This is a genomic window from Nocardioides houyundeii (assembly GCF_002865585.1).
GTDB lineage: Bacteria > Actinomycetota > Actinomycetes > Propionibacteriales > Nocardioidaceae > Nocardioides > Nocardioides houyundeii.
In genome coordinates, this window is sequence record NZ_CP025581.1 from 1,533,416 (window position 1) to 1,553,307 (window position 19,892).

Sequence of the window (19,892 nt, forward strand, 5' to 3'; positions counted from 1 at the left end):
CATGAGCCTGAACGAGGTCGCCGAGGTCGTCTCGGGGACCGTCACCGGAGTCGACGGGGCGAGCCAAGCTCCGCCGACCGTCACCGAGGCCGCCTTCGTGGACAGTCGACACGTGCTTCCGGGCGGGCTCTTCGTGGCGATCGAGGGCGAGCGGGTCGATGGCCACGAGTTCGCGGCGGCCGCGGTGGCGCAGGGCGCTGCGGCGTTCCTGGGCACCCGCGAGTGCGGCGTGCCCGGCGTCCTGGTCGAGGACCCGCTCGCTGCGCTGGGCCTGCTGGCCCGGCACGTGGTCGACTCCCTGCCCGGTCTGATGGTGCTCGCCCTGACCGGCTCGCAGGGCAAGACCGGCACCAAGGACTACCTGGCCCAGGTGCTGGCGGCCGCCGGCCCGTGCGTGGCCACGGCCGGCAACTTCAACAACGAGCTCGGCGTCCCGCTCACGGTGCTGCGCGCCACGCCGGAGACCTCCTTCCTGGTCGTGGAGATGGGTGCCCGGGGCATCGGGCACATCGCCCGGCTCTGCGCTGTCGCGCCGCCCCGGGTCGGGGCGGTGCTCAACGTCGGGACCGCCCACCTGGGGGAGTTCGGCAGTCGGGAGGCCATCGCCCAGGCCAAGGGCGAGATCGTCGAGGCCCTGCCGCCCGGCGGCGCCGCGGTCCTCAACGCCTCCGACTCCCTGACCGCCGCGATGGCCGACCGCACCGCGGCCGGGGTGGTGACCTTCGGACCGTCGGGGGACGTGTCGTGGCGCGACGTCACCACCGACGAGCTCGGCAGACCGGCCTTCCAGCTCGGGTACGCCGGGTCGTGGGCGCCGGTGCACCTGGCGCAGCTCGGTGCCCACCAGGTGGAGAACGCCGCCGCAGCCGCCGCCATGGCGCTGGCCGCGGGCCTCGACCTCGACCTCGTGGCAGACGGCCTCACCCGAGCCCGGGCGGAGTCGCGCTGGCGGATGGAGCCGACCCGGCGCGCCGATGGTCTGCTGGTGATCAACGACGCCTACAACGCCAACCCGGAGTCGACGATGGCCGCCCTGGACACCCTGGGCCACATCGGGCGTGCCGGTGGGCGGCGCACCTTCGCCGTGCTGGGGGAGATGCTCGAGCTCGGCGAGGGATCGCCGGCGGCGCACCGCGGGGTCGGGCAGTTCCTGGCCGCGGCCCAGATCGACGTGCTGGTCACGGTCGGCTCCGCGGCCGAGCAGGTCGCCGACGGGGCCAGGAGCGATCCGGACTGGCGTGGTGAGGCGATTGTCACCGCAACTCGGGACGAGGCACTGGCCTGGATGCGGGAGAATGTGAACCCGGGCGATGTCGTCCTGGTCAAGGCATCCCGCGGTGCTGCGTTGGAGCACGTCGCGCAAGGACTTCTGGAAGGGAACGCTGCTCGATGAGAGCCATCCTGTTCGCGGGCGGACTGGCGCTCATCTTCTCGCTGCTCGGCACCCGGGTGGCGATCACCTCGCTGTCGCGACGCGGCTACGGCCAGGAGATCCGGGACGACGGGCCCACCACCCACCACACCAAGCGGGGCACCCCCACCATGGGTGGGATCGTGATCATCGGCGCCTCGGTGGTCGCCTACTTCCTCGCCAAGCTGATCACCGGTCAGAGCCCGACCGCGTCGGCGCTGCTGCTGCTCTTCCTCTTCGTGGGACTGGGCGCGGTGGGGTTCCTGGACGACTTCATCAAGATCGTCAAGCAGCGGAGCCTCGGCCTGCGGAGCAAGGCGAAGATGATCGGCCAGACCGTCATCGCGCTGGTCTTCGGCCTGCTCGCGCTCTCCCCGATGCTCGAGGACGAGCGCGGGGAGACCCCTGCCTCCCGCCACCTCTCCTTCATCCGGGACTTCGACTCCTGGGTGGTGCCGACCATCCTGCTGCTGGTGGTCATCTGGTTCTTCATCACCGGCTTCAGCAACGCGGTCAACCTCACCGACGGGCTCGACGGGCTCGCGACCGGTGCCTGCGTGATGGTCTTCGGCGCCTACACGCTGGTCAACATCTGGCAGAACAACCAGTCGTGCGCGCTCCAGTCCTCCGGCTCCTGCTACGAGGTGCGCGACCCGCTCGACCTGGCGGTGGTCTCCGCGGCGATCATGGGCGCCTGCTTCGGCTTCCTGTGGTGGAACGCCTCGCCGGCCCAGATCTTCATGGGCGACACCGGCTCGCTCTCCCTCGGCGGGGCGCTCGCCGGCCTCGCCATCCTGACCCGCACCGAGATGCTGCTGGTGATCATCGGTGGGCTGTTCGTGGTCGAGACCCTCTCGGTCGTCCTCCAGGTCGGGTACTTCAAGGCGACCAAGGGACGGCGGATCTTCCGGATGGCCCCCCTGCACCACCACTTCGAGATGCTCGGGTGGGAGCAGGTGACGGTGGTGATCCGGTTCTGGATCATCACCGGCCTGGCCGTGGCCACCGGACTGGGCATCTTCTACGCCGAATGGGTGGCGGGCATCGGATGACGAGCAAGGATCCCCGCTCCCTGGGCCGTCGCGACTCCTGGGACGGCGTGCGCGCCGTCGTGGCCGGCTTCGGGGTCTCCGGCTTCGCGGCTGCGGACAGCCTGAACCACCTGGGCGCCGGGGTGGTCGCGCTGGACGAGGCGACCTCCGACGACAAGGCCGAGAAGGCCGAGCTGCTGAACGTCCTGGGGGCCGACGTACGCCTGGGCCAGGGCGTGACCGAGCGGCTGCCGGACGAGGTGGACGTGCTCGTCACCTCTCCCGGCTGGCGTCCCGACGCCCCCCTGATCGCCCAGGCGAGGGCCCGCGGCGTCCCGGTGTGGGGCGAGGTCGAGCTGGCGTGGCGGCTGCGGGACCCCGAGCACCCGGCACCCTGGCTGGCCGTCACCGGCACCAACGGCAAGACCACGACCGTGCAGATGCTGGACTCGATCCTCACCGCGGCGGGACTCAGGTCGACCGCCGCGGGCAACGTGGGACGGCCCATCGTGGAAGCCGTGATGGACCCCGAGCCCTACGACGCGATCGCCGTGGAGCTCTCCAGCTTCCAGCTGCACTACACCTCCTCGATGAGCGCCGAGGCCGCCGCGGTGCTCAACGTCGCCGAGGACCACCTCGACTGGTACCCCTCCTTCGACGACTACGTGGCCGACAAGGGCCGCATCTACACGCAGGCGCAGCGGGCCTGCGTCTACAACGTCGCCGACGAGCGGACCCGCCGCCTGGTGGAGGAGGCCGACGTGGTGGAGGGCGCCCGGGCGATCGGCTTCACCCTCGGGATGCCCGGTGTGGGCATGCTCGGGCTGGTGGAGGACATCCTCGCGGACCGCGCGTTCGTGGAGGACCGGGCCTCCAGCGCGGCCGAGCTGTGCACCATCGCCGACCTGGCGTCGCCGGCACCGCACTTCGTGGCCAACGCCCTCGCGGCCGCCGCACTGGCTCGCGCGCACGGCGTGAGCCAGGCCGCAGTCCGCGACGGGCTGCGCGCCTTCCGGCCCGACGGCCACCGCATCGCCCACGTCGCGACCGTGCGCGAGGTGAGCTACGTCGACGACTCCAAGGCCACCAACCCGCACGCCGCCCAGTCCTCGCTGCAGGCCTACGACTCCGTGGTGTGGGTGGCCGGCGGCCTGGCCAAGGGCGCCCGGTTCGACGACCTGGTCTCCTCGGTCCGCAGCCGGCTGCGCGGCGTGGTGCTCCTGGGCCGGGACCGGCACGTCATCGCCGACGCCCTTTCGCGACACGCGCCAGATGTCCCCGTCATCGAGATTGGCGACGGGGAGACTGGAGATCCCATGGAGCGCGTCGTCGACGCCGCAGTCGGGCTCGCCAGTCCGGGAGACACCGTGCTGCTGGCGCCGGGATGTGCCTCGATGGACATGTTCGCCAACTACGGCGCACGAGGCGACGCGTTCGCCTCAGCGGTGCGGCGCAGGGCAGCGGGCGAGACGGACTAGCCAGGAGCACAGGGAAGGGGAGCGATGACCACCGCCAACCCCGAGCACGTCCCGCGCGGCACCTTCGGCACCCAGCGGCTGGCCCTCAAGCAGGCCCTGGACCGCCCGCTCACCTCGTACTACCTGTTGCTGGGCTCCTCGGCGCTCCTGCTGACCATCGGCCTGATCATGGTGCTGAGCGCCTCGAGCGTGAACTCGTTCCGGGTCTACGACGACTCCTACGCGATCGTGAAGCGCCAGCTCATGTGGGTGCTCATCGGCGTCCCGGCGGCCTTCGTCGCCTCACGCGTCCCGTTGCGGCACCTCAGGCGGCTCGCCTACCCGGGATACCTGGCCGCGATCGTGCTGCTGGCGCTGGTGGCGAAGTTCGGCGTGACCGTGAACGGCAACAAGAACTGGCTGGCGGTCGGCCCGTTCGCCCTCCAGCCCTCGGAGTTCGCCAAGCTGGCGATCGTGCTCTGGGCCGCGCACGTGTACGCCCACAAGGAGCGGCGACTCGGCGACCTGCACCACGTGATGGTGCCGGTGGTCCCCGGGCTGCTGGCGATCATCACCCTGGTCGTGGTGGGGCACGACCTGGGGACCGCGCTGGTGCTCTTCGCCATCCTGCTGTCGATGCTGTGGATCGTCGGCGCCCCGGCACGGCTCTTCGCGTTCTGCCTGACGATCGTCGGAGTGCTGGCGCTCTTCCTGGCCTCCACGAGCCCCGAGCGCCGGGGCCGGCTGACGAACTTCGTCGACCCCTTCAAGGACTACCACGACAGCGGCTGGCAGCCCGCTCACGGGCTCTACGCCCTGTCCTCGGGCGGATGGCTCGGCGAGGGGATCGGGCGCTCGATCCAGAAGTGGGGAGACCTGCCGGAGGCCCACACCGACTTCATCTTCGCGGTGCTCGGCGAGGAGCTCGGCCTGGTCGGCACGCTCCTGGTCGTCGGCCTGTTCCTCACGATCGCCTACGCCGCCACCCGGGTCGCGGCCACCACGACCGACCCGTTCGTGCGCTACATGACGTTCGGCATCGTGGTGTGGCTGCTCGGGCAGATGATCATCAACGTCGGGATGGTGCTGGCACTGCTGCCGGTCATCGGCATCCCGCTCCCGCTCGTCTCCTACGGAGGATCCGCCCTCGTGCCCTCACTGGTGGCCCTCGGCCTGCTGATCGGCTTCGCGCGACGCGAGCCGGAGGCGGCCGCCGCGCTCGCCGCCCGTCGGCGTCCGGGTTCGGTGGGCCTGGCGGCCGGTCCGCCCGTCGGCCCGGACAAGACTTAGGCTGGCACCGATATGCACGTCCTGCTCGCCGGCGGTGGCACCGCCGGCCACACGTCCCCCCTGCTCGCGACCGCTGACGCGATCCTGCGACTGGCCCCCGAGGCCACCATCACCTGCCTGGGCACCTCGACGGGCCTGGAGGCTCGGCTGGTTCCCCAGGCCGGGTTCCCCCTGGAGGTGGTGCCTCGGGTGCCGCTTCCGCGCAGGCCCGGGGCCGACCTGCTGCGCACGCCCGGGCGGTTGTGGCAGGCCCGCGCGGCGGCGCTGGAGGTCGTGGACCGGGTCCGGCCCGACGTGGTGGTCGGCTTCGGCGGCTACGTCTCCGTGCCGGCGTACCTGGCCGCGCGCAGCCGGGGACTCCCGCTGGTGGTCCACGAGGGCAACGCACTGCCCGGCATCGCCAACAAGCTCGGCGCCCGGCTGACGACCCATGTCGCCACCAGCTTCCCCGGCACCCCCCTTCCGCACGCGGTCCACCTCGGCCTCCCGGTACGCCGGATGATCTCCACGCTCGACCGGGCCGCGCTGCGCGACCAGGCGCGCGCCGCCTTCGGGCTCGACCCGGAGCGACCCACCCTGCTGGTCACCGGCGGGTCACAGGGCGCCGCCCGGATCAACCAGGCGATGGTCGGTGCAGCCCCCGACCTCGGCGCCGCCGGGGTCCAGGTGCTGCACGTGGTCGGTCCCAAGCAGCAGGTGGCGGCGCCGGAGACCGGCGTCCCGTACGTCGTGGTGAACTACGTCGACCGGATGCACCTGGCCTACGCCGCGGCGGACGCGGTGCTGTGCCGCGCCGGCAGCAACACCGTCACCGAGGTGTCGGGGACGGGGCTCCCGGCCGTCTACGTCCCGCTGCCGATCGGCAACGGCGAGCAGGCGCTGAACGCCCGGCCGGTCGTCGACGCCGGGGGAGGGCTGATGGTGGCCGACCAGGCGCTGTCGAGCGAGTGGGTGGCCGCGACGTTGCCCGGCCTGCTCAACGACCCGGACCGACTGCGCCTGATGGGCGCCGCCGCCTCGCACGCCGTCGTCCTGGACGCTGACGAGAAGCTGGCCCGGATGATCCTGGAGGCCGCCCGGTGAAGCTCCCGGTCCCCGACCAGCTCCTGCCCGCCGACCAGCTCGGCCGGGTGCACTTCGTCGGCATCGGCGGGGCCGGCCTGTCCGCCATCGCCCGGATCATGCTGGAGCGCGGCATCGAGGTCTCGGGCAGCGACGGCACCGACTCGCCCACGCTGGAGGCCCTGCGCGAGCTCGGGGCGCGGGTGTACCTGGGTCACGACGCCGCCCACGTCGAGGGCGTCGACACGCTGATCGTCTCCACCGCGGTGCGCGAGGACAACCCCGAGGTGGTCGAGGCCCTGCGCCGCGGCCTGCGGGTGCTGCCCCGCTCTGCAGGTCTGGCCTCGGTGATGGTGGGCCGGCGCACGGTCGCCGTCGCCGGGACCCACGGCAAGACCACCACCACCTCGCTGCTCACCTCCGCGCTGATCGCGGCCGGTGCCGACCCGACGTACGCGGTGGGTGGGGACCTGGCCGCCACCGGTGCCAACGCGCACGAGGGCACCGGCGACCTGTTCGTGGCCGAGGCCGACGAGAGCGACGGCGCCTTCCTCGTCTACTCCCCGCACGCGGCACTGGTGACCAACGTGCAGGCCGACCACCTGGACCACTTCGGCACCGAGGAGGCCTACCGGGCGGCGTTCTCGGCGTTCCTGCGGCGGATCGAGCCCGGTGGGTTCCTGGTCTGCGCCGTCGACGACCCGGGCGCGGCGGCGCTCGCCGAGCAGGCGCGCTCGCTCGGCATCGAGGTGGTCGCGGTGGGGGAGTCGCCCGACGCCGATCTCAGGCTCACCGACCTCAGCTTCGTCGGCACCAGCTCCTCGGCGAGCCTGGTGGACCGCGGCGGCGAGGTCGCCCGCCTCGAGCTGCAGATCCCGGGACGCCACTACCTGCTCGACGCCGCGGTCGCGCTGGCCGCCGGCATCCGGCTCGGGCACGATCGCGAGCGACTGCTCGCCGGGCTCGCCGGGTTCACCGGCACCCGGCGCCGGATGGAGCGCAAGGGCGAGGCGGCCGGGATCCGGGTCTTCGACAGCTACGCCCATCACCCCGTCGAGATCGCGGGCGACCTCGCCGCGGCCCGCGCGGTGGCCGGGGAGGGGCGGGTCGTCGTGGCGTTCCAGCCGCACCTGGTCTCGCGCACCCGCATCTTCGGCACGGCCATGGGCCAGGCCCTGGCCGCGGCCGACGAGGTCGTCGTGATGGACGTCTACCTGGCCCGCGAGGACCCCGATCCGGCCGTCTCGGGCGCCCTGGTGGCGCAGGCGTGCCCGTTGCCGGCCGGCCGAGTGGTCTTCGAACCCGACTTCGACGCCGTCCCGGCCGAGCTGGTACGCCGGGCGGCGCCCGGCGACCTGGTCCTCACCCTCGGCGCCGGCACCGTCACCCAGGTCGGGCCCCGCGTGCTCGCGCTGCTCGCGGCTCGCGACAGCTGATGACCTGGCGTCCGCGCCCGCTGGGGCAGGTCGAGGCCGCCGAGCGCACCCGACGGCGCTTCGCCCGCCGCCAGCGGCTGCGGCGCTGGCAGGTGTGGCGTCGGGTGCTGGTCGCGGTGCTGGTCCTGGTGCTGATCGGCACGGGTGTCTGGCTCGCCTACTTCTCCTCCGTGCTGGCGGTCGCGGGGGTGGCGGTGCACGGTGCCGACCAGGTCTCCGCGGCGCAGGTGCGGCAGGCCGCCGCCGTCCCCGCGCACACCCCGCTGCTCCGGGTGGACCTGGACTCGGTGAGGCGGCGGGTGGAGGGACTCGCGGCCGTCCGCTCCGCGCGCGTCACGCGACAGTGGCCCGACGAGATCCTGGTGTCCGTCCAGGAGCGCGCGGCCGTGGCCGTGGTCGACCTGGGCGGCTCGTGGCGCGGCATGGACTCCGAGGGGGTCGTCTTCCGTGAGTACGACCAGGCGCCGGCGACGCTGCCCCGGGTGCGGGTCGTCGGGGACGCCGGCCGGGACGCGCTGCGCGAGGCCGCGCAGGTCGTCTCGGCGCTGCCGGAGGACCTGGCATCCCGGGTCGACCACGTGGACGTGCAGACCGTCGACCAGATCTCCCTGGTGCTCAGGGACGGTCGGGTGGTGGTCTGGGGGAGTGCCGAGCAGTCCGACGACAAGGCATCGGTGCTGGCGGCCCTGCTGAAGGCGCGCGAGGCCCGCCGGTACGACGTCAGCGTTCCCGGCCAGCCGGTCACCTCCGACTGAGCGGACCTCCCCGGAGGCCCAGATCTCACGACCTAACTGCGGCGCGCGGCGTGTCTGGACCAGTTGGGAGCCGTCGCTTGCCTATGGTCATACCCAACGCGAGGTTGACATAACTATAACCCTCAGGTTCACGGTTAGGGTTTCGCGGACCTGAGCAGCAGCACAGATCCGCTCCCCGGACCTCGCGACATCCCCTGACGATCAACCGGAGCCCGGCAACCGGCCGGCCCAGACGCAAGAGAGGCGTAGAGCCGTGGCAGCAGCCCAGAACTACCTGGCGATCATCAAGGTCGTGGGCATCGGTGGTGGTGGCGTGAACGCCGTCAACCGGATGATCGAGGTCGGACTCAAGGGTGTCGAGTTCATCGCGATCAACACCGACGCCCAGGCGTTGCTCATGAGCGACGCCGACGTCAAGCTCGACATCGGTCGAGAGCTCACCCGCGGCCTCGGTGCCGGCGCCAACCCCGACGTGGGTGCCAAGGCCGCCGAGGACCACGCGGACGAGATCGAAGAGGTCATCAAGGGCGCCGACATGGTGTTCGTGACCGCCGGCGAGGGTGGCGGCACCGGCACCGGCGGTGCCCCCGTCGTGGCCCGCATCGCGCGCTCGCTCGGTGCCCTGACCATCGGTGTGGTGACCCGTCCGTTCGCGTTCGAGGGACGCCGCCGGGCCAACTCCGCCGAGGAGGGCATCGCGCAGCTGCGCGAGGAGGTCGACACCCTCATCGTCATCCCCAACGACCGCCTGCTGTCCATCAGCGACCGCAGCGTGTCGATCCTGGACGCGTTCAAGCAGGCCGACCAGGTCCTGCTGCAGGGTGTCTCCGGCATCACCGACCTGATCACCACCCCCGGCCTGATCAACCTCGACTTCGCCGACGTCAAGTCGGTGATGGCCAACGCCGGCTCGGCCCTGATGGGCATCGGGTCCGCCCGTGGCGAGGACCGCGCGGTTGCCGCGGCCGAGATGGCGGTCTCCAGCCCCCTCCTCGAGGCCTCCATCGAAGGCGCCCACGGCGTGCTCCTCTCGATCGCCGGAGGTTCCGACCTCGGCCTGTTCGAGATCAACGAGGCGGCCGCCCTGGTCTCGGAGGCGGCCCACGCCGAGGCCAACATCATCTTCGGCGCCACGATCGACGACGCCCTCGGCGACGAGGTGCGGGTCACCGTGATCGCGGCCGGGTTCGACGGCGGCATGCCCAAGCGGCGCGAGAACAGCTCGGGCTTCAACCGTCCCGCGACCCAGACGCAGCAGCAGACCCAGCGTCCGCAGGCTCAGCGTCCGGCCACGGACCGTCCTCAGGTCGAGGCCCGCCCGCCGGTGCAGTCACCCGTGCTGGGCAACCAGCGCGAGGGTGACGCCGGGCGTGGGGGCGATGCCTCCTCCCAGCAGGGGGGACGACCCGCGCAGCAGGCCGCCCCGGCGCCGGAGCGTCCTCGGGTCCAGCGCAAGGTCGAGTTCGACGACGACGACCTGGACATCCCCGACTTCCTGAAGTGAGGACCGGGGAGTCGCGGATGTTCGTCCACACCGAGAGTGCCGCGGGAGCGGCCGGCGTGCAGGTGGCCTTCACCGACGCCACGGTCGACGTCGCGGAGCCCGCGCCGGGTCTCACCGGTACGGGCGGGCCGGGCTCGCTCCACCCCACGCTGTTGGCCCTGGGTCGCCAGTGCGGCGCCGAGGTGGTGCGGATGCGACAGGTGCACGGCTCGACGGTGCACGTGGTGGGCCCCGCCGTAACAGGCGCCGTGGCAGGGGCCGCCGCGGAGTCCGGGCCGGAGGGCGTGCCCGAGGCGGACGCCCTGGTGACCCGTCAGGCCGGTGTCGCCCTGATGGCCCGGGCGGCGGACTGCGTCCCGGTGCTCCTGGCCGATCCCGAGGTCGGCGTCATCGGCGCCGTCCATGCCGGGCGCAAGGGCGTGGTCGAGGGCGTGGTGACCGCCGCGGTCGAGCAGGTGCGGGCGCTGGGCGGTCAGGCCCTGCACGCCTGGGTGGGACCCCACGTGTGTGGTCGCTGCTACGAGGTGCCCGCGCCGATGCGTGACGCGGTCGCCGCTGTGGTGCCCGAGACCTGGTCCGAGACCTCGTGGGGCACCCCCGCCCTGGACCTGGGGCCGGCGTGCTGGCTCAGCTCGAGCGCAGCGGCGTGCGCAGCCACACCTCGCTCGGACTCTGCTCGCTCGAGGACCCGCGGCTGTGGTCCTTCCGGCGCGACGGCGAGGCGGCGGGACGCATGGGCGCGCTGATCTGGATGCGGCCGTGAGCAGGCGAGAGGTGCTGGCGGCCAACCTGGAGACCGTCACCCGCCGCATCGACGACGCGCGGCGTGCTGCTGGGCGGACCGACGAGGTGACGCTGGTGGTGGTGACCAAGTTCTTCCCCGCCTCTGACGTGCGCCTTCTCGCCGAGCTCGGCGTCGCCCACGTGGGGGAGAACCGGCACCAGGAGGCCGCGGACAAGGCCGCACAGTGCGCCGAGCTGGACCTGACCTGGCACTTCATCGGTGGACTGCAGAGCAACAAGGCCGCCGCCGTCGCCGGCTATGCCGACGTGGTCGAGTCGGTGGACCGCCGCAAGCTGGTGGCCCCGCTGGGCCGGGGGGCACTCGCCCGTGGGCAGGACGTGGACGTGCTGCTCCAGGTCAGCCTGGACCCGCCGGGGGCCACCTCCCGGTCCGGGGCGGCTCCCGAGGACCTGGACCGGCTGGCCGACGAGGTCGCCGGCACCCCGGGGCTGAGGTTGCGCGGACTGATGGCAGTCGCCCCGCTGGGGGAGGAGCCGGACAGCGCGTTCACCCGGCTGGCCGAGGTCCGCGCGGGGTTCCTGGCGACGCACCCCACTGCGGGTGTGCTCTCCGCAGGCATGAGCGGGGACCTGGAGTCAGCGGTGGGGCACGGTGCGACACACGTGCGCATCGGGTCAGCGGTCCTCGGTCCGAGGCCTGTGATCAAGTAATGTCGAAATTCACGACGGCACTCACTGTGAGTGCCACGACGTACCGGAGGAAACTGTCATGAGCGGCGCGATGCGCAGGATCGGCGAGTACCTCGGCCTGCTCGAGGACACCGGTCGGTACGACGACTACAAGGCGGAGGAAGTCTCCGCCGAGACCGAGACCACCACCCACGGCCGGGTCGAGGACCGACCGGGTCGGGAGCGCCGACCCGCCCCGGTCGCCGATCTCTCCGAGCGCCGGCGGCCCACGCCGGTCCCCGTCGCACAGACAGTGAGCGAGTTGAGTCGAATCACCACTCTGCACCCCCGCACCTACAACGAGGCGCGCACCGTCGGCGAGCAGTTCCGGGAGGGCATCCCGGTGATCATGAACCTCTCCGAGATGGACGACTCCGACGCGAAGCGGCTCGTGGACTTCGCCGCAGGCCTGGTGTTCGCCACGCGCGGCACCATCGAGCGGGTGACCAACAAGGTCTTCCTGCTGTGCCCGCCCAACGTCACGGTGGCTGCCGAGGAGAAGGAGCGCCTCGTCGAAGGCGGTTTCTTCAACCAGAGCTGAGTCCTCATGATCGTGGTGGGCAACATCCTTTACGGGCTGATCTGGCTCTTCCTGGCTCTCATGTTCGTGCGATTCATCATCGACTGGGTCCAGGTGTTCGCGCGACAGTGGAGCCCCACCGGCCCCCTGCTCGTGGTGCTCGAGGGCGTCTACACGGCCACGGACCCGCCCATCAAGGCAGTGCGCAGGTTCGTGCCGCCTATCCGGCTGGGCTCGCTCGCCCTGGACCTGAGCTTCATGATCGTCTTCCTCGTCGCGTGGCTCCTGCTGCGCGTCGTGGGCATCGTGTTCTTCGGGTGATCAGACGCCGATCCTCCGGACCGGGCGACCCGGATCCCCGCCGCGAACCCACCAGCCTCACGGGTCCCTGACCACGGAGCATCCGGGGGCGCTATTGTTCCCACAGTTCACAACCACAAGTTTTGCCGACGAAGAGATTGGGTGAGGTCATGCCGCTGACGCCTGAGGACGTGAGCAACAAGCGCTTTACTCCTGTCCGTCTCCGTGAGGGATACGACATGGGGGAGGTCGACCAGTTCCTGGACGAGGTCGAGGCCGAGCTTGCCCGGTTGACCAAGGAGAACGACGACCTGCGGGCGAAGCTGTCCTCGGCGCAGACCGCTGGGGCCAGTGCCCCGACGCCGGCACCGTTCACGGCCCCCGTGGTCAAGGAGCCCGAGCCGGTCAAGCCGGAGCCCGTCGTGGCAGCGACCCCTGCGCCCGCACCGGTGGTGGAGACCATCAAGGTCGAGACCGTGCCGGACGCCTCCAACGCTGCGGCTCGGCTGCTGGAGATCGCCACTCGCAACGCCGACGAGCTCGTCGACGGCGCGAAGAACGAGGCGGACAAGATCGTCGGCGAGGCCCGCACCAAGGCCGAGCGGCTCGAGGCCGAGTCGAAGTCGAAGGCGGACCGCGTCGAGGCCGACGCCCGCCAGCGCGCCCAGATGCTCGACTCCGAGACCGCCGAGCGACGTCAGCAGATGTTCGGTGACCTGGAGAAGGAGCGCGACAAGCTGAACGGAGAGGTCGAGACGCTGCGTTCGTTCGAGCGCGAGTACCGCTCCCGCCTCAAGACCTACTTCACCCAGCAGCTGGAGTCCCTGGAGGGAACAGCAAGCCTGGAGAACCCGGCACCCGGCGAGAACTCGCCCGCCCCCAAGCGGTTGCGTTCGATCCTGGGTGACGACGAGGGCTGACGCCCCCCTTCGTTCGGCACACGACGGCCGGTCCCCTCGGGGGCCGGCCGTCGTGCTGTCGGCAGAGATACATCGCGCGCCGACGGAGGTTGAGTCCGGGTGTACGACGGGCTAGCCTCCGGTGGCGAGCATGTGGCGCCCGCCACAGCTTTGTTGTCCTAGGGGGCGGATCGCCATGGTGCGCAGTGCTCGAAAGACTCCCGGAGACTCCGCCGCTGCGGCGGCCGAGAAGGCGCGTGGCCGCAGGGGCGTGAGCCTGGAGGACGCCGAGGCATCCACGCCGCGGGTTCCCACGCAGGCCCCGACGCCACCCGGGCAACAGGCGGCCAACGGCTCTGTCGCGAGGAAGGCGGGCTCGGCGAAGAAGGCGGCGCCGGCTCGCAACGGGGTCAAGAAAGCGGCGCCGGCTCGCAACGGGGTCAAGAAGGCGGCGCCGGCTCGCAACGGGGTCAGCGCGGCGAAGCGGGCCACCGCAGGACGCAAGGCCGACCCCACCACGTCGTCGGCTGCCTCCCTGGTCGTCAAGGACGGGGAGCAGCCCTGGACCCAGGCCGAGCTGGACGAGGTGCTGGCCGACCTGCACGAGCACCGCGACCGGCTCGTGGGGATCATGGAGGAGCAGGAGCGCGACCTGTCCCTGCTCATGCGCGACCCCGGGGACGGCGCCGGGAACGACCAGGCGGACGTCGGGGCCACCAACTTCGAGCGGGACCACGAGCTGACCCTGATGAGCGGCGAGCGCGGGATGCTCGAGCAGATCGACCGGGCCCTCTCCCGCATCGGCGACGGCACCTACGGGGTGTGCGAGTCCTGCGCACAGCCGATCGGCAAGATGAGGGTCATGGCATTCCCGCGTGCGACACTGTGCCTGTCATGCAAGCAACAGGCTGAGAAAAGAGGCGCTCGCTGAGCGTGTATCTCGGGGCCACCCAGATCGTCTCGGGGGCATGATGCGGGTGTGACCCAGAGTGCTCCCGCTGCAGCAGACTCGGACCAGCCTCGGTTCGTGCCATGGGAGTACGGCGTCGGCGCGGTGCGCTTGTCCGGCGATAGTTACCCGGGGCAGCGCATCCCGAGGCACCGACCACGCCGGCCACGGCTTGGCTGTGCCGGGACCACCCGCGAGCAAGGTGCCAACATCCGTGGTCGCAGGTCTATCGCAGGTCTTCCTAGCGTGACCGTCATCGGACACACCGCCCGACACCGAACCACGAAGGAGAACTGACGTGGCCGCGAGCGAGAGCTAGACCGAGGCTAGGGACGCCGTCTTCGAGGCCATCATCGCCGTGGCGAAGCAATCCATCCGGTTCAGTGGAACCACCCAGTCCGAGATGATCCGTGACGCTGCGATCGCCGTGCGGTCGTAGGCGGCCAGCAGCCTGGCGGGATCTACGTCGACGTCCCCAAGTAGATCGGGATCAGCCAGCGACGCGAACCGGAGGCGGATCGATCAGCCAACTGGTGATCCAGATGTGCTCTCCGGAGCACAGGTAGTCGGCGGTCGCCAAGCAGTGTCGGAGTCGCACGTTCGTGCTCGTCGGCGGCCTGCCACAGCTCGGGCACGCGGGGGCGCCCTGAGCGGCGAGCCGCGTGGTCGTTACGTTGGTCATGAGTCGGTCGTTTCCCTTCGGTCGGCAAGGCCCCTCCGGACCTTCACCTCCGGCAGGGGGCCGACTTGTGTCGTTTCCCAGGGACAGCACAGCAGACGGTCCCGACTCGGACTACTCCGTTATCCACAGAGGCCTGTGGATAACTGTCCGCTCGGCGCCCATGGCCGTCTCCTGAACGAACGTTGAGCCCGCTGACCTGGCGTACGCGCGCACAAGTGGAGGTACTGCCTGCGCCGATGCGCCTCGTCGACGGCATACAGCACGATGTGTTGAGTGCGCTGAGGCCCGGCAACCCTCTGCCCGAACTTGGTTTCGGCGTAGATCTCCACCGGTCCCGGTCCAGGGTGCAGGTCATTTTGCGGCGTTCGGCGCTCCTCTGGTCGCGCCGCTGCCTCCGCCGGCCACGTACTTGCCCCGGGGCGCCCGTGACCGGAAATCCCCTCACCCCTGTCGGAGGTGTCGAGTACGTTCCCGATCACCCGGCACACCGCCCGGACCTAGGGAGAGAGGACCACGCCATGACCCCCGAGGAATGCCGCGACTGCGGCGCACTGGTGAACCCACACAACTCGAACCGACACCGCGCCTGGCACGACCATCAGACACGACAGACCCGAAAGATCCTCCACGACGGTCAGGCACTGCAGGACCGCATCGACGACCTCGAGCGGCGGTCTCAGTGATGCGCGACCTCTGGACCACCCGCGACCTCCCCGTCCTCCGCGAGTACGTCGAGCTCGACGCGACCGGTGACGACCTTTTTAACGCGACAGACGATATTGCCGCGAAGCTCGGACTCGACAGCGATGAGCTCGACAACTCCATCCACAAGCTCACCACTGCCGGGTACATCACCAGCGCCGCCACCTTCGGCGGCGCGTACGTCACCGACGTCACCGAGCGAGGCCTCCGCACGGTAGGCGCCTGGCCTGACACCGAGAGCGGCGTGGACCGCCTGATCGCAGCACTCGAGGCGCTCGTCGCATCCGCACCAGACGAGCCCACGCGGACGAAGCGACGTGCGACCCTCGAGCAGGTCAGCGGCTTGGGCCGCGACACCCTGGCCGCCGTCGTGGCCACCGTCATCACCGGTCAACTCCCGGGCAGCCAGTGATCGCCGGAGACGCCGCCGCGTGGGTGGCCATCTTCGTCACCCTCGGCATCGCCGTCGTGGGATGGACGCACTCGAACCGTGCCTCTCGCGACGCCGCCAAGGCCGCAGTGGCCGCCGAGCGCAGCGCCACTGCAGCCGAACAGAGCGGGAACGCCGCTGACCGCACAGCCGACGCGCTTGAGAAGATGGGCGAGCAGTGGGGCGACTGGATGTCCCGGGCCGAGAAGCGGGACCAGCGGCAGTGGTCCAGGCCCTCCTCTGGGCATGACTTGCCGTGGCCGTCGCCCGAGGACGGTGGCCCGTGGAACGGCCCGATGCCTGTTGCTGCGCCGAGCGAGCCGGCCGTGCACTGGACAGTCGACCGCCTCAAGGGCCGCCTGCACATGCTCAGAAACCTGGGCCGGGCTACCGCGTACGACGTTACCTTGACCTCGGAGAATGCTGTGCGGTTCGACAGCCCAGAACCGCAGAGCATCGCGATGGGTGAGGCCGTCGAGTTCCGTGCGATCGGGTCCATGCAGACCGGGACACCCGAGCTCACGGTCAGGTGGCGAGAGACACCAGACGGCGCGTGGCGCGAGTGGAAGCGCCCGCTGCCCTGACAAGCCACCAGTCGGGCAGTGCGCAACGCCTTCCGGACGGTGACGGGGGTTTCGCCGGTCAGCCTCCTCGGTGGTCGTGGCCGGCATGTTGTCCGGCCCTGGCAGGGACAAGTCACAGGGACTCTCTCGCCCGCACCTGTTGCCCCAGTCGACGTCTTGTTGCTTGCGGCTGCGTGCCGGTCCCGGCATTACCCGGGCAGTTGGCCGGCCCTTGGGCTGAGCCGCGACCCTGGCTCCCTTGAGCGTTGCAGAGAACTCCCGACTGGGAGACATGTGCGTAGGCGTGCGACTATTGCGACGAGATGCGTGCGAGATCCAAGTCGGCTGAGTGCCCTGCGATGAGGCGAGCGGCTGTGCCTCCGTTGGCACACCGGTGGGTATGACGCGATGAAAGCAGCGCGAGGAACGCCGCTGAAGAACAGCGGCCACACCCCCGGATTCACTCGACGTACCCACTTGGCGATCTTCTCGGCCGTCGCCCTCGTCGGGCTGACGATCGACCAGGCCACCAAGGCGTGGGCTGTCGCCGCCCTCGCCGACGGCGACCGCGAGCTGGTCGGCGACTGGTTCACCCTGCACCTGGTGTTCAATCCCGGTGCCGCCTTCAGCACCGGCACGGAGTTCACGATCGTGTTCACCGCCCTGGCGGCGGTGGCGGTGTGCGTGGTGCTCTACCTCAGCCGTCGGCTCGGTGACCCGCTGTGGGCGCTGGGGCTGGGGCTGCTGCTGGCCGGGGTCGCCGGCAACCTGGCTGACCGGCTGTTCCGTGACCCGACGCCGCTGCGCGGCCACGTCGTGGACTTCCTGCGCCTGCCCAACTGGCCGGTCTTCAACTTCGCCGACATCTTCATCAACGTCGCGGCCGCGGTGATCATCGTGCAGTCCCTGAGGGGGATCGCGTTGAACGGCACCCGGGACTCCGCGCCGCGAGCAGAACAGGGGGACCAGACGTGAACGGCCAGAGCGACCACCGGTCCGTGCAGATCCCGGACGGCTTCGACGGGGAGCGGGTCGACGCCGCCATGGCCCGGATGTTCGGGCTGTCGCGGACCCGCGCCGCCGAGCTCATCGCCCAGGGCCACGTGCACCTCGACGGCGCGGGGGTGAGCAAGAGCGAGCGGGTGCATCCCGGCGCGACCCTGGACGTGACCATCCCCGTCCTGCGCGACCCGCTGGCGCTGGTCCCCGAGCTCGTGGAGGGCATCAAGATCATCCACGACGACGACGCCATCGTGGTGATCGACAAGCCCGTAGGCGTGGCTGTCCACCCCAGCCCCGGATGGTCGGGCCCCACCGTGGTCGGCCACCTCGCCGGCGCCGGCTTCCGGATCGCCACCTCGGGGGCGTCCGAGCGTCAGGGCATCGTGCAGCGACTCGACGTCGGCACCTCCGGGGTCATGGTGATCACCAAGTCCGAGCACGCCTACTCGGTGCTGAAGAACGCCTTCCGGCACCGCACCGTCGACAAGACCTACCACGCCCTGGTCCAGGGCCATCCGGACCCGCTGGAGGGGACCGTCGACGCGCCGATCGGACGGCACCCGAAGTTCGACTACAAGTTCGCGGTGATGGCCGACGGACGGCACAGCATCACCCACTACGAGACACTCGAGGCCCATCGGTTCGCGAGCCTGCTCGAGGTCCACCTGGAGACCGGGCGCACGCACCAGATCAGGGTGCACATGGCCGCCCTCAAGCATCCCTGCGTCGGCGACATCACTTACGGCGCGGACCCGGTGCTCGCGCGGCGGGTCGGGCTGGAGCGCCAGTGGCTGCACGCGGTCAAGCTGGGCTTCGAGCACCCGGAGTCCGGTGAGTACGTCGAGTACGAGTCGACCTACCCCGCCGACCTCGAGCACGCGCTCGACGTGATCCGTGACGAGCGCTGAGCCGGACTCTCTGGCGGACGTCGTGGTCCGGCCTGGCGGCCCGGAGGACCTCGCAGAGGTCGCCGCGCTCTACGTCGCGGCGCGGTTCGCCGCGGTGCCGGCCGTCCCGGCCCCGGTGCGCCTCCCCGAGGAGATGGCGGCCTGGGTCCGCGGGTGGGACCTGGGAACCCATGACCTCTTCGTGGCCCACGCCGACGGCGACCTGGTCGGGTTCGCACTGGCGACCGCCACCTGGCTCGACCACCTCTACGTCGCCCCCGACCGCACCGGCCAGGGGATCGGCTCCCTGCTCCTGGGTCTGGTGCAGGCGATGCGCCCGGACGGGTTCGGACTCTGGGTCTTCGCCTCCAACAGGCCGGCGCAGCGCTTTTACGCCCGCCACGGGTTCGTCGAGGTCGAGCGCACGGACGGGTCCGACAACGAGGAGCGGGCACCCGACGTACATCTCGCGTGGCCGGGCTCCGCGACCTAGGTCCCTGCCCGAAGGAGAGAGATGCTGCTGCACGGAGACATCGCAGAGCGCTACCGCGACTTCGCCGACTATGCCCGCGGCGACTCGCCCTGCTTCGAGGAGTGGGCACTGTCGGTGGCCCAGGACCCGGAGGTCCTCTCCTGGCTGGAGGACCTGCCCGAGGCCAAGCAGCAGCCCAACCTGGTCTTCGCGGCTGCGCGCCGGCACGGGGCGGCGGCGCCCGCGCCGTACGCCGAGCTGCGCCGCGTGCTGCTGCAGCACGGGACAGCCGTGCGGCGGACCGTCCTGGCGTGCGCCACGCAGACCAACGAGGTGGGGAGGCTGGCGACACTCGTCCCGGTGCTGGCGGGTCTGGGGGAGCCGCTGGCGCTGGTGGAGGTCGGGGCCAGTGCCGGGCTGTGCCTGTTCCCGGACCGCTACGACTACGTATGGTCCGGTGCGGGCTCGCTGCGCACCGGCGTCGGACCGGTGCTCCGGGCCGAGGCCACGGGGCCGCTCCCGGTGCCTCGTCGCCATCCGCAGGTGGCCTGGCGGGGGGGCTGTGACCTCAACCCGCTCGACGTCCAGGACGCCGACCAGATGTCGTGGCTGGAGACCCTGGTCTGGCCCGAGCAGGAGGAGCGGCGCCGGCGGCTGCGTGCGGCGATCCGGATCGCGCGCGCCGAGCCTCCGCGGCTGCAGCGCGGGGACCTGCTGGACCTGCTTCCCTCACTGGTGGAGGAGGCGGGGCGCCACGGGCTGCCCGTGGTCTTCCACAGCGCCGTGGCCGCCTACCTCGACGCGGACGAGCGGGACCGGTTCGCCACGCTGATGGCTGGTCTGGTGGCCCAGCGGCGGTGCCACTGGGTGAGCAACGAGGGTCCCGGGGTGCTTCCGGGCGTGAGCGCCACCGGACCAGCCGCCGGGCCGCCGGCGGGCCGCTTCGTCCTCGGCCTCGACGGCCGGGCGGTCGCCTGGACCCATGGCCACGGGCACGCCATCGAGTGGGTCCGAGTCCGGTCTGGTGTCCTGTCGGAGGGGCCTGACACACTGACGTAGGCTGACGT

20 protein-coding genes and 1 pseudogene are annotated in these 19,892 nt (G+C 71.2%); all 21 read left to right on the forward strand.

Annotated features, from left to right (window positions below):
• The first annotated feature begins 1 nt into the window (after nt 1).
• The 21 genes and pseudogenes from C0R66_RS07455 to C0R66_RS07550 all read left to right on the forward strand — a co-directional run bounded on the left by C0R66_RS07455 (nt 2) and on the right by C0R66_RS07550 (nt 19,884).
• On the forward strand, nt 2–1,393 hold the full coding sequence (locus C0R66_RS07455) for a UDP-N-acetylmuramoyl-tripeptide--D-alanyl-D-alanine ligase (protein ID WP_241901618.1): 1,392 nt from the start codon (nt 2–4) through the stop codon (nt 1,391–1,393).
• On the forward strand, nt 1,390–2,463 hold the full coding sequence (gene mraY / locus C0R66_RS07460; protein WP_101524168.1) for a phospho-N-acetylmuramoyl-pentapeptide-transferase: 1,074 nt from the start codon (nt 1,390–1,392) through the stop codon (nt 2,461–2,463). The genes C0R66_RS07455 and mraY overlap by 4 nt, the downstream gene beginning before the upstream one ends.
• Nucleotides 2,460–3,920: a UDP-N-acetylmuramoyl-L-alanine--D-glutamate ligase gene (murD, locus tag C0R66_RS07465; RefSeq protein ID WP_101526109.1), complete on the forward strand. Its 1,461-nt coding sequence runs from the start codon at nt 2,460–2,462 to the stop codon at nt 3,918–3,920. The genes mraY and murD overlap by 4 nt, the downstream gene beginning before the upstream one ends.
• A gap of 24 nt (nt 3,921–3,944) precedes the next feature.
• Entirely contained in the window at nt 3,945–5,189 is a 1,245-nt protein-coding gene (ftsW, locus tag C0R66_RS07470; RefSeq protein WP_101524169.1) for a putative lipid II flippase FtsW, read from the forward strand.
• A gap of 12 nt (nt 5,190–5,201) precedes the next feature.
• Nucleotides 5,202–6,272, forward strand: coding sequence for an undecaprenyldiphospho-muramoylpentapeptide beta-N-acetylglucosaminyltransferase (murG, locus tag C0R66_RS07475; RefSeq protein WP_101524170.1), 1,071 nt, complete (start codon nt 5,202–5,204; stop codon nt 6,270–6,272).
• A complete protein-coding gene (gene murC, locus C0R66_RS07480) occupies nt 6,269–7,687 on the forward strand; it encodes a UDP-N-acetylmuramate--L-alanine ligase (RefSeq protein WP_101524171.1) in 1,419 nt (472 codons plus the stop codon). The genes murG and murC overlap by 4 nt, the downstream gene beginning before the upstream one ends.
• Nucleotides 7,687–8,442: a cell division protein FtsQ/DivIB gene (locus C0R66_RS07485; protein WP_101524172.1), complete on the forward strand. Its 756-nt coding sequence runs from the start codon at nt 7,687–7,689 to the stop codon at nt 8,440–8,442. Before murC ends, C0R66_RS07485 begins: the two co-directional genes overlap by 1 nt.
• A gap of 253 nt (nt 8,443–8,695) precedes the next feature.
• Nucleotides 8,696–9,946, forward strand: coding sequence for a cell division protein FtsZ (gene ftsZ / locus C0R66_RS07490; RefSeq protein WP_101524173.1), 1,251 nt, complete (start codon nt 8,696–8,698; stop codon nt 9,944–9,946).
• Nucleotides 9,947–10,137: 191 nt separating this feature from the next.
• A pseudogene (locus tag C0R66_RS20100) lies at nt 10,138–10,709 on the forward strand (purine nucleoside phosphorylase YfiH/LACC1 family protein).
• Nucleotides 10,706–11,401 (forward strand): YggS family pyridoxal phosphate-dependent enzyme, encoded by a 696-nt coding sequence (locus C0R66_RS07500; RefSeq protein ID WP_101524174.1) that lies wholly within the window; start codon nt 10,706–10,708, stop codon nt 11,399–11,401. The pseudogene C0R66_RS20100 and the gene C0R66_RS07500 overlap by 4 nt, the downstream one beginning before the upstream one ends.
• Nucleotides 11,402–11,459: 58 nt before the next feature.
• On the forward strand, nt 11,460–11,960 hold the full coding sequence (locus C0R66_RS07505; RefSeq protein ID WP_101524175.1) for a cell division protein SepF: 501 nt from the start codon (nt 11,460–11,462) through the stop codon (nt 11,958–11,960).
• A 6-nt stretch (nt 11,961–11,966) separates the two neighbouring features.
• Nucleotides 11,967–12,260 (forward strand): YggT family protein, encoded by a 294-nt coding sequence (locus C0R66_RS07510; RefSeq protein ID WP_101524176.1) that lies wholly within the window; start codon nt 11,967–11,969, stop codon nt 12,258–12,260.
• Nucleotides 12,261–12,409: 149 nt separating this feature from the next.
• A complete protein-coding gene (locus C0R66_RS07515) occupies nt 12,410–13,159 on the forward strand; it encodes a DivIVA domain-containing protein (protein ID WP_101524177.1) in 750 nt (249 codons plus the stop codon).
• 514 nt (nt 13,160–13,673) lie between these two features.
• Entirely contained in the window at nt 13,674–14,069 is a 396-nt protein-coding gene (locus C0R66_RS20245) for a TraR/DksA family transcriptional regulator (RefSeq protein WP_422385614.1), read from the forward strand.
• Nucleotides 14,070–15,287: 1,218 nt separating this feature from the next.
• Complete coding sequence (locus C0R66_RS18620) at nt 15,288–15,452, forward strand: hypothetical protein (protein WP_158647941.1); 165 nt, start codon at nt 15,288–15,290, stop codon at nt 15,450–15,452.
• Nucleotides 15,452–15,883, forward strand: coding sequence for a hypothetical protein (locus tag C0R66_RS07525; protein WP_158647942.1), 432 nt, complete (start codon nt 15,452–15,454; stop codon nt 15,881–15,883). The genes C0R66_RS18620 and C0R66_RS07525 overlap by 1 nt, the downstream gene beginning before the upstream one ends.
• A 23-nt stretch (nt 15,884–15,906) precedes the next feature.
• Entirely contained in the window at nt 15,907–16,485 is a 579-nt protein-coding gene (locus C0R66_RS07530; RefSeq protein WP_158647943.1) for a hypothetical protein, read from the forward strand.
• A gap of 456 nt (nt 16,486–16,941) precedes the next feature.
• A complete protein-coding gene (gene lspA, locus C0R66_RS07535; RefSeq protein ID WP_241901619.1) occupies nt 16,942–17,439 on the forward strand; it encodes a signal peptidase II in 498 nt (165 codons plus the stop codon).
• Nucleotides 17,436–18,374, forward strand: a complete 939-nt coding sequence (locus C0R66_RS07540; protein ID WP_101524182.1) for an RluA family pseudouridine synthase — start codon at nt 17,436–17,438, stop codon at nt 18,372–18,374. The genes lspA and C0R66_RS07540 overlap by 4 nt, the downstream gene beginning before the upstream one ends.
• The gene (locus tag C0R66_RS07545; protein WP_199286850.1) at nt 18,361–18,846 is read left to right on the forward strand and encodes a GNAT family N-acetyltransferase; all 486 of its coding nucleotides are present in this window, start codon (nt 18,361–18,363) and stop codon (nt 18,844–18,846) included. The genes C0R66_RS07540 and C0R66_RS07545 overlap by 14 nt, the downstream gene beginning before the upstream one ends.
• 21 nt (nt 18,847–18,867) lie before the next feature.
• A complete protein-coding gene (locus C0R66_RS07550) occupies nt 18,868–19,884 on the forward strand; it encodes a DUF2332 domain-containing protein (RefSeq protein ID WP_101524183.1) in 1,017 nt (338 codons plus the stop codon).
• Nucleotides 19,885–19,892: the final 8 nt, after the last annotated feature.